The sequence below is a fragment of the Pseudomonas duriflava genome (genome assembly GCF_007830155.1).
GTDB classification, from domain to species: domain Bacteria; phylum Pseudomonadota; class Gammaproteobacteria; order Pseudomonadales; family Pseudomonadaceae; genus Chryseomonas; species Chryseomonas duriflava.
In genome coordinates, this window is the sequence record NZ_VLKY01000018.1 from 47,612 (window position 1) to 57,822 (window position 10,211).

At 52.3% G+C, this 10,211-nt stretch carries 6 protein-coding genes and 4 pseudogenes; 4 read left to right on the forward strand and 6 right to left on the reverse strand.

The genetic code is table 11. The annotated features are described in order from the left end of the window. Positions 1 to 39: 39 nt before the first annotated feature. Positions 40 to 162 (forward strand): hypothetical protein, encoded by a 123-nt coding sequence (locus tag IQ22_RS23880; RefSeq protein ID WP_280177104.1) that lies wholly within the window; start codon positions 40 to 42, stop codon positions 160 to 162. Between the two features lie 296 nt (positions 163 to 458). Next, a complete protein-coding gene (locus tag IQ22_RS19795) occupies positions 459 to 683 on the forward strand; it encodes a CopD family protein (RefSeq protein WP_145145234.1) in 225 nt (74 codons plus the stop codon). Here IQ22_RS19795 and IQ22_RS19800 read toward each other — a convergent pair. From IQ22_RS19800 to IQ22_RS19810, 3 pseudogenes are all read right to left on the reverse strand, one after another. Further along, positions 673 to 1,622, reverse strand: a pseudogene (locus tag IQ22_RS19800) (IS481 family transposase). The gene IQ22_RS19795 and the pseudogene IQ22_RS19800 overlap by 11 nt on opposite strands. A 270-nt stretch (positions 1,623 to 1,892) precedes the next feature. After that, positions 1,893 to 2,629: pseudogene (locus tag IQ22_RS19805) on the reverse strand (DMT family transporter). 226 nt (positions 2,630 to 2,855) lie between these two features. After that, positions 2,856 to 3,484 (reverse strand): annotated as a pseudogene (locus IQ22_RS19810) (IS5 family transposase); the annotation flags it as partial. A gap of 583 nt (positions 3,485 to 4,067) precedes the next feature. Here IQ22_RS19810 and IQ22_RS19815 point away from each other — a divergent pair. Further along, positions 4,068 to 5,213 (forward strand): aldose epimerase family protein, encoded by a 1,146-nt coding sequence (locus IQ22_RS19815; RefSeq protein WP_244309290.1) that lies wholly within the window; start codon positions 4,068 to 4,070, stop codon positions 5,211 to 5,213. 54 nt (positions 5,214 to 5,267) lie between these two features. Beyond that, complete coding sequence (locus tag IQ22_RS19820; RefSeq protein WP_145145236.1) at positions 5,268 to 7,682, forward strand: glucose/quinate/shikimate family membrane-bound PQQ-dependent dehydrogenase; 2,415 nt, start codon at positions 5,268 to 5,270, stop codon at positions 7,680 to 7,682. Between the two features lie 218 nt (positions 7,683 to 7,900). Here the strand turns inward: IQ22_RS19820 and IQ22_RS19825 are convergent, their stop codons facing one another. The 3 genes and pseudogenes from IQ22_RS19825 to IQ22_RS19835 form a co-directional block, all read right to left on the reverse strand. Continuing rightward, positions 7,901 to 8,938, reverse strand: a complete 1,038-nt coding sequence (locus tag IQ22_RS19825; RefSeq protein WP_145145238.1) for an NADP-dependent oxidoreductase — start codon at positions 8,936 to 8,938, stop codon at positions 7,901 to 7,903. A gap of 795 nt (positions 8,939 to 9,733) precedes the next feature. Beyond that, positions 9,734 to 10,003: a hypothetical protein gene (locus IQ22_RS19830; protein ID WP_145145240.1), complete on the reverse strand. Its 270-nt coding sequence runs from the start codon at positions 10,001 to 10,003 to the stop codon at positions 9,734 to 9,736. A gap of 75 nt (positions 10,004 to 10,078) precedes the next feature. Beyond that, positions 10,079 to 10,211 (reverse strand): annotated as a pseudogene (locus IQ22_RS19835) (IS5/IS1182 family transposase); the annotation flags it as partial.

The following is a 10,211-nucleotide window of genomic DNA, read 5'->3' on the forward strand; positions in this document are numbered from 1 at the left end:
TTCGGCTCGTTCCTGGCCGTGATGGCGCTGGCAGGTCTCGTGCAGTCCCTGGGAGCCATGCTGGTACTGGCCAAATCCATGAGTGGTGCTCAGGAGTTCATGGCGCTTGAACTCCACCCCTTTGAAATGATCATTGCCGGTACGGATGTCGGGTTGACCTAGGGGCGGATCTCCGTCCTTATACTGCCTCTGCTCAGTGCACTATGTGCCAAGCGGCGCGCTAGGGTTAGTAATGCTCTTTGGCGCTATTGCACTGGCCACGTTAGCCTGTACAAGGCATGGCGCGATGGATGAAGGCGGCCGGTGCTATCTTCATATCACCTGTGACATCCTCTATCTTCTTGTGGCCGATAGCTGGCTGGGAGCCTTGGTAGTCTTTGTCGTGCTAATGCATTCTCCTAGGCTGAATACTCCCTCAGCACCTAGTGTTGTTAAGTCGCATTTTGAGCAGTTTCACGATGGCCAGAACGGTTATCGTTGTGGTGATCAGCCTCACTGGTATCACCAACTACTGGCTAATTGTAGGGCCTACGTTAAGCGGTCTTGTCTCCAGCATGTATGGACAGCTTTTACTGGTAAAGCTTGCATTATTCGTTCTGATGTTGGGGTTAGCTGCCGCTAACCGATTTCACCTGAGCGCCTTGCTTGAAGAGCCATTCATGATGGGAAACACTAGGTGTTAGGTCCCGGGAAGAGGGGGTTTGGGTCGGTTAAAAAGAGCTGTGGTTGTTTGAGCCATTGCCCGAGGATAAAGCCAATCGGTGTTTGCCCTTTCAAGGCGCGCAATGGACGAGCGCTGTTATACGCCCAAAGATAATCCTTTATATGCTCCTGCAGCTGTTTAAGCGAGGCATAATGAAAGGCCTTGGTGGTGGCCTGCTTGATCGTCCGGTTCATGCGCTCAACCTGGCCATTGGTCCAGGGATGGAAGGGCTTGGTTAGCCGATGTTCAATGCCGTGCCGATAACAGATCACATCGAAAGGATGGGCCCGGTAGCGTTCAGTACCGACCTTCCTGGCAAATTGAATGCCGTTGTCGGTGAGTACCGTATGCACCTTATAGGGTAACGTCTTAAGCGTGGCCTCCAAAAAGTCGACCGCATCTTTGCGCATCATCTGCTCATGTAACTCGGCATAGACAAACTTCGACGTGCGATCGATCGCCACAAAGAGATAGGCCCGGCCCTCTGCGGTATGCACCTCGGTGATATCGATATGCAGATAGCCCAGCGGATAGCGTTTGAAGGCTTTCTTCTCACGTACCGGCTCAGCTGAGCGCGGGAGGTTGCTGATGCCGTGTCGCTGGTAGAGCCGATGCAGGCCCGAGCGCGAAAGCCTGGGTATAAAACGCTGCAAGGCATGCGGCAATCGTCCAGAGGCAGCAACGTCTTCTGCCGGAACGCGATGGCAACAGCCTCTCCAGCCAGGGTCAGGGAGGTCGAATGCGGCTCCCGAGGTCCCATGGGCTGATCTTCAACCGAGTCACGCTTACGCCATTTGATTACTGTTTTCGGATTTAAGTTATAGCGCTTACTCAGTGTCGCGATCGAATCCTGCGATCGCTGTAACTCCGCTCGGATGGTGTGCGTGGTCGTGGCGCGTTTGTGTAGAACCTGAGCCATGGATCCTCCTTCGATAGAGGTCTATACCATAAACCCTTTCTCCCTGGGACCAAACACCTAGGTCGCCATTTCTGCGCTGCGTCGGAGCCTCATAGTCGAGATAGTCGCCTCTATCGTGATCCCTGCACTCGTGGCTTGGCTGGGAGCGCTGAGCCCTGGCCGATTTGCATCAAGTAAACGGCTGGTTTGCGGCCAGCCGCGACGCTGATCTAAGTTGATCTTAATGAGGAGAGGAAGCGATGTTGGTATTTCAAGAATGCATTTACAGGCTTACTTCACAGTCTCTCTGTTCACGATCCGTGGCGGTTTTCCCGGACTCAAGACCATCCCTACTGCAATGCCTACCATCACGGCGCCCGCGATAAAATCTTTGGTAATGATTTCGCCCAACGCGAGGTAGCCCCAAAGAGCGCCAAATGGAGGAATCAGGAAGGTTACGGTCATCGTGCGAAGCGGACCGATATCAGCGATCAACCGAAAATACAGGATGTAGGCCAGCGCCGTGCAGAGGAGGCCAACCGCCAGCACGCTGATCCAGGCCTCTGGCTGCGCCCATTGAACGAGAGGCCCGTTGTTGAGTGTCCCGATAAAGATGGGCATCAGAAACAGTGTCGCACCGGCCTGGCTGCCAAAGGCGACTATCTTGGGGTCAAGTCCTCCTCGTTCCGATATCCAGCGTTGCGTAAGAAATCCGGCAACGCTATAACAACTCGTAGCGATCAGGCAGGCAAGACTAGCCATAGCGGCTCCGCTCGCAGACTGCACATCACCAACATGGGTAATCATCGTGATCCCGACTAATCCCAATGCCACGCCTAGCCATTTTCGAACTGTCAGTTTTTCTCCAAAGAAGCCAAATCCAATCAGGGCTCCCATCAAGGGCGTTGTGGCATTCAATATCGCCGAATTGATCGCTCCAAAGGCTGGGCCGCTATTCTCATGAAAAGAAAGCTGGCGCCCCATATCGCGGCCAGCAGTATCAATCTCCCATAGTCTGAAAGACGCATGCGATCCTTTCTCCCATAGTGAACGCACTGTTCGTATTTCCTCTTTACCAACGCATAGGCGTTTTCAGCAGAGGCTCTACTATCGTCGTTGTTATTGGTAGTAGCTCGCCATTTTCGGACATGACTGTCGAACTATGATTAACGCCGGAGTCGCTTGGCCCTTGACGTCACACGAGCTGGACCGGGATTCGCTTGGAAAGGTGCAACAGCATTTGAGCTTAGGATCTGTTTGAAAAGATTTCCTCAAGCAAATCCCTATGCAAGCTAGAGAAATCATGGCCTCGAAGCTGCTGGCGAGTTTTCGAAACGGGTAGCTATTCAGCGATGCTCCTTAAGCCAGCTAAAGAGCCGCTCGATTGCATTGCGCTTACGATAGGCCTGTCGGTCAAAGAGTCTGGACAGACCTGTTCTAGAGTGTCGATGCATCTGGCGTAACGGGATAATGGGCTTGATCCTGAAGCGATCGCAGGCCAGATGGAGCTTACTGGTCAAGCCACCACGGCTACGTCCCAATGCCTAGTTGCCTATTTTTTAGCGGCACCTGGATGGAGGGTGAATCAACCATCCAGGTGCTTAGATCAATACGACCGTCCTGCTTCAGCTCTAAATGAAGCCGCCTGAGCAGAGCCTTGAACAGCGAGCGGTCTCGCCAGACACGGAAACGGTGGTAGACCGTTTGCTAGGCTCCAAAGTGATCGGGTAGATCACGCCACTTCGCTCCTGAGCACAGCACCCAAAAGACATCATTAAGCATCAGGCGATCATCCTTGCGCTGCCACCCCGCTGCTGCCTGTGAGAAACCAGATCGCTAATTAGTGCCCATGACCGATCGTCTAACTGGTAACGGCCTGTCATCTCAAGTCTCCGCTCGGAAAAGACAGGACAGCCTAGCAAATCGATTTTTCAGACAGAACGTAGCGGCTATTCAATCCGCATCGGTGGGCATGTTGGGGAGTACGTTTATAAATGGCGTAATCCGCTAATCAATAAATTAAAACTAAGCACACCTGTTTCAAACGGGAAACTAAATGCCTAGTCATTGTAGGTGATTACATTAGAGTTTCGTATTAATAACTTATAATGATTAGGTAATAACCTCGTAGAGAGAGTTATCGCCCTTGGCGAAATACAGGTGCTTCAACTCTCTAAATCCCTTAATAAAATTACGAAACGCAGGCAAGAGTTTATACCGTGGCCCAAGCTTAAAATTTGCATTTGATTTTTAAGCGAGCGCTTTTTATCTAGAGCGAAGCAAGGCGTGGTATGGCTGAGGGTGTCTAGGTCAAGGCTCTAATGGCTTTTTGCTAGCGCTCGATTCCAGAGTGCAGCAAACAATTTAATTGAGAACTCTTATACATCTACCTTCCATCGGGATTAGGCAACGACCGCCTACATTGTTACTCTGAATTGCATTATGAAATTAATGGAGTTCTAAAAAGTGCGGGTAATAAATGTTTTCGGTGCTCTTGTAGGGTTATTTGCCAGTCAATACGTTTTCGCTTCAACGCTTAGTCAGCAACCTTACGGTACGACTCGAGAAGGGCTGGAAGTTATACGCTATACCATGAAGAACGATAAGGGAGTGAGTGTATCGTTCTTGAGTTTTGGCGGGGTCATTACCGATATTGTTACGCCTGACCGTAACGGTAAACGAGAGAATATTGTTCTCGGCTTCGATGATTTACAGGGTTACGAAGTGGTGGACGCGCGGGAAGGCATCCATTTTGGTGCCCTGATTGGCCGTTATGCTAACCGTATTGCCAATGGTCAGTTCACGCTTGATGGACACACCTATCAACTTGAAAAGAATGATGGCTCTAATACCTTGCATAGTGGGAATAACGGCTATGACAAGCGTGTTTGGCATGTGAAGCCATTAATCACCGAGGGGCCGGTGGTTAAGGCAGCTCTAGAGCTCAACAGCCCGGACGGGGACCAGGGTTTTCCTGGCAACTTGCAGGTGACGGTTACCTACAGCCTTTCTGATGACAACACGTTTCGTATCGATTATCAGGCCAAAACCGATAAAGGTACTGTTATCAACCTAACCAATCACAGCTACTTCAACCTGGCCGGGCCCAGCAGTACCCATGGTGTACTAGACCAGATCGTACAAATTAATGCCGATCACTATCTGCCTACCGATGCTCATTCGATTCCAACCGGAATACTACAGCCGGTTAATGGCACCGTCTTTGATTTCCGCAAGCCCAAAGCCATAGGCAAGGACATCCGCGCGAATGACCCGCAGCTGCTGTACGCCCGTGGTTTCGATCATAACTGGGTGTTGAACAAAGGCTCTGAGCCAGATGCTCTGCAAATGGCCGTACGGGTAGTCGATCCCGAGAGTGGTCGTACGCTTGAGTGCCTGACCACGCAGCCCGGCTTACAGTTTTATACCAGTAATGCCCTCAAGGGTAACGTAGCCGGTGCAGGCGGAAAGGTATACCGGCAAACCGAGGCGTTTGCGTTGGAAACCCAGCACTACCCAAACAGCCCGAACCAGCCTGGTTTTCCCAGTACGGTGCTAAAGCCTGGTGAAGTCTTTAACAGCTCGACTGTATTTCGTTTCGGTACGCAATAGTGCCTTTGATCGTTAACTGAAGGATTTCATTTCTCGCAAAGAAGGAAACAGTTGATGAGTACCTTATCGACAAGGTCTGGATTGAGAACTTTCACAGCCATCATTACTGCACTTTTTGCATTGGTGTTACTGGGTGGGGGAGGTTGGCTTGCAGTACTGGGCGGCTCGTATTACTACGTGGTCAGCGGCCTTGTTTTGCTGATCACCGCCATTCTGCTGGCGCGTCGCTCCACCGCAGCGATCTGGCTGTATGCGCTCTTGATGCTTGGTACGGTGGTGTGGGGGCTGTGGGAGACAGGTACAGACTTCTGGGCTCTGGTACCACGCCTGGATATCCTGGGCCTGTTGGGTATATGGCTGTTAATTCCTGCGGTTACGCGCGGTATTGGCGCAGGGCTTAAGGGAAGCAAGATATTCCTATCCGCAACGCTGGCTCTGGCCATCGCGGTTCTGGTGTATTCCATTTTCAACGACCCACAGGAAATCGATGGCAGCATAGCCTCAGCGCAGCCGGCGCAGGCCGCGCCCGTAGAGGGCGTAGATCCTGCCGACTGGCCGGCTTATGGGCGTACCCAAAGCGGTACGCGGTATTCGCCGCTGAGTCAGATCAACGAAAGCAACGTTAAAGATCTTCAGGTGGCTTGGACCTTTCGTAGTGGTGAGTCAAAGCAGGAGAACGACTCGGGCGAAACCACCAACGAACTGACGCCAATAAAGATTGGCGACAACATGTACATCTGTACCATGCACCAGATCCTTGTGGCGCTGGATCCTGCTACCGGTAAAGAGAAGTGGCGATTCGATCCAAAGCTCAAGTCGGAGCCTTCCTTCCAGCACTTGACCTGTCGCGGCGTGGCCTATTATGACCAGGCCAATACGACCGAATTTGCTGCCAGCCTGGCGGGCAAGACTCCGGCGCAAACCAGTTGTCCGCGTAAGGTATTCCTGCCGGTTAATGATGGCCGCTTGTTTGCCATCAACGCCGATAATGGCGAGCGTTGCGCCGACTTCGCCAATAACGGCGAGCTGGACCTCTTGCATATGCAGCCTTATACCTATCCGGGCGGTCTGGAGCCTACATCGCCACCTGTCGTAACTGGAACTACGGTTATCATCGGTGGTTCGGTTACCGATAACTTCTCCGTACATGAGCCCTCAGGCGCTATCCGCGGTTACGATGTTAATACTGGTGAACTACAGTGGATCTTTGATACAGGCGCAGAGGATCCCAACGCGATTCCAACCGACGGTGAAACCCTGGTAAATAACTCACCAAACGCCTGGGCACCGTTGGCCTATGATGCCAAAGCTGACGTGGTTTACATTCCAACTGGTAACCCAACCCCTGATATCTGGGGAGGTAATCGCACCAAGGTCATGGAGCGTTATGCTGCTTCTATCGTGGCGCTGAACGGCTCGACCGGTAAATTGGTCTGGAGCTTCCAGACTACTCACCACGACCTATGGGATATGGACGTACCCTCACAGCCGACCTTGGCTGATGTGAAAATGCAATCCGGTGAGGTTGTTCCAGCTGTTTATGTACCTACCAAGGCCGGGGATCTCTTTGTCCTGGATCGCCGTGACGGTAAACCCATCGTTCCGGTTACCGAGGTCCCTGTACCCCAAGGTGCCGCTGAAGGCGACTGGGTCAGCAACACTCAGCCACGTTCGGCCTTGAACCTGACCCCGATTCAGACATTGACTGATAAAAACATGTGGGGTGCCACCATGTTCGATCAGTTGATGTGCCGTGTGATATTCAAACGCCTTTCTTACAAAGGCCAATACACACCACCTTCAGAGCAGGGCACTCTGGTGTTCCCCGGCAACCTCGGGGTGTTTGAGTGGGGCGGTATTTCCGTTAACCCCGATCGCCAGATTGCCCTGATGAATCCCATGGCCTTGCCCTTTGTGTCCAAGCTGATTCCGCGAGGTCCAAACAACCCGATGTGGCCTCAGGAGGGCGCCAGAGGTACAGGGACCGAGCAGGGTATTCAGCCTCAATATGGCGTACCGTTTGGCGTGGAACTCAATGCATTTCTGTCACCTCTGGGTCTTCCCTGTAAAGAGCCGGCGTGGGGCTATGTAGCAGGCGTGGACATGAATACCCACGAGGTGGTGTGGCGTAAGCGTATCGGCACTATTCGTGACAGCCTGCAGGGGCTTCAATTGCCGCCGCTTAAGATTGGCGTACCTATGTTGGGTGGCCCTATCTCCACAGCTGGTAACGTGATGTTTATTGCAGGGACACAGGACAACTATATCCGGGCCTACAATGTGACCAATGGCGACAAACTGTGGGAGGCACGTCTACCTGCAGGAGGCCAGGCAACCCCTATGACCTATGAAGCCGATGGTAAACAGTACGTTGTCATTATGGCTGGCGGTCATGCGTCTTTTGGGACGAAAATGGGCGACTACCTGATCGCTTACGCGTTACCGTCTACAAAAGGTAATAACGAGTAACTGGTTGAAGCGCTCTACCGCCGTTAGCGGGCGCCCTGAGCGCCTGCTAACGGCTATGGTTTATAGAGGCGATCTGTCTGTCCAGAAAAGGGACGCGGCAGGCTTGGTCTTCTACCACAGTAAGCTGATTAAGCCTCGCTTTTGCAGCAGACTGATTATCAAAGCGTAATAAACGTACGGGCACTGCCTCGGTCAGAAGCAGTGCCCATGCCTGCTAATCAATCCTCACCCACACGGATGACCAGTTTGCCGAAGTTCTTGCCTTCCAGCAGCCCCATAAAGGCTTCAGGCGCGTTTTCCAGACCATCCACAATCTGCTCGCGATACTTGATCTTGCCTTCTTTTACCCAGGGCGTCATGGCCTCAAGGAACTCGCCATAACGGTCCCCATAATCCATAAAGATGATGAAGCCCTGCATGCGTATACGTTTGTTCAGAAAAACGGATTCCAGTAGGGGAAGGCGGTCCTTGCCGTCAGGCAAATCTTCAGGATTCGAATTGTACATGGCGATCAGGCCACACACTGGTACCCGTGCCTTGGTATTCAATAAAGGCAGTACCGCATCGAATACCTTGCCCCCTACGTTCTCGAAATATACATCGATACCGTCCGGACAAGCCTGGGTCAGCGCTGCAGAGAAGTCGTCGCTGTGGTGGTCGATACACTCATCAAAACCCAGGTGCTCTTTGGCATGTCGGCATTTTTCGGCACCGCCAGCAACACCGACTACACGACATCCCTTGAGCTTGGCAATCTGGCCGACCGTAGAGCCCACTGGGCCAGTGGCCGCAGCTACTACTACCGTTTCGCCAGGTTTGGGCTGGCCGATATCCAGAAGGCCCATATACGCAGTAAAGCCGGGCATTCCAAGAACACCCAGGGAGTAGGAGGGGTACTCAGGATTACCCAGTTTGTTCAGGCCGGTACCGTCGGAGACTGCATAGTCTTGCCAGCCGCTGCTGGCCAGTACCCAGTCACCTTTCTGATACTCGGGGTGGCGAGATTCTTCTACCCGGCATACGGTACCGCCGACCATGACATCATTGACCTGCATCGGCTCGGTATAAGATTTCGTATCGCTCATGCGTCCGCGCATGTAGGGGTCAAGCGATAGATAAACCGTACGCAACAGAACCTCTCCCTCCTGCGGTTCGGGCCGCGGCTCACGCTCCAGGCGGAAGTTCTCGGCAGTAGGGGCCCCGGTGGGGCGCGAGGCCAACACGATGCGACGATTTTCGGTAGGGGACTGGGCCATCTTCAACTCCTGTTGATGCTGAGGCAGTGCTGCCCTTGGCCGAAAGGTTAGGCTGTGGGCAAAAAAGGACTGACTGGTACGGCGTCTGGAGGTTCCTGGACGCTGAACGCATGAGGTCAGTTAGGCTGGGTCTGCTGGTAACCAGCGGCGTGAATTTTTAGTTGAAGTGTTGGGTAATAGGCTGTCACGATCTGTTCTGATCGAACCAGTGAATGATGGAAAGTCTCATTTGATTGGTTCCTCCTGGGAGCCAGGCAACACTCAGTTTTCTCTCAGAAAGAGCCAGGGTGTCATCAATATGGTAGGGCACCACACGGATGGGCCCAATAGCAAGCCCCTTTGAAGCTCGCTCTCATCTGCAGTCGGTAGGCTTGCTTGATTGAAAGACGAAGCGGGTTGGTAAAAACCTAAAACGAATATCCATGGTTATAGGCGCCGGCCCTGTTTGACGTTCAAGGTAAGCCGTTACGCGTTTGCCAAGCCGTAGATGCGTAATATCTACGCAAGAATCACCAAAGGTGAGGTGTTCCAGGTCGAGGCGATCAAAACCCATAGGTGAGCGCGGTTCGGTCGATTTTCAGGCGAAATTTGCACGCCTTTCTCCAAAAAAGAATGGGATAGAGTCAGAAACGGCAAAGGCGACCAAATATTTTCAACAACCTGAAGAAAATTGTGCGGCTGGATGTAAGAGCACTGCTTTGGAGTCCGTAGTATTTATTATACTCGCAGTGAAGCTTTAAGATTTAGTTATCAGTCTGAGGTTGTATTTATAAATCATGTCGGAGATGTATTTTATCAACGCATATCAACATGAGCGGTAATGTTGTAGCCGCCCCCCGGATAACCGCGGACCATAACTTTAGCGCTGGGAAGAAGATCCCGGATGTGCTGCTCAAAGACAGCTCTTACATCAACGCCTATTCTCATTTCTTCGATGTCCTTGAGTGTAAAAGCAAAATTCATGATTTTATGTTTTGGCCTGGCTTCAAGTTTAGGGATGGTCTGAAGTAGCCCTATATTTCCCGCCGACTTCAGCCCCGCCGATTTGGAAAGCGGCGAATCCATCAAAAATGATTGGATCGTCTGCTCATGTCGGTGTTTCTGGTCGCCGCGACAGCCTCCTCGGGGCAATTCCTCACCTTACAGGCGCACCTCTCCTGCATTCGTTAGCAAATGTCGGCGAGCCATCCACAGGTTCGACAAGGCGAACAGCGTGGTCAGCTGAGCGGTGTTTTTCATCAGGCCACGAAAGCGTACTTTCACGTAACCAAAC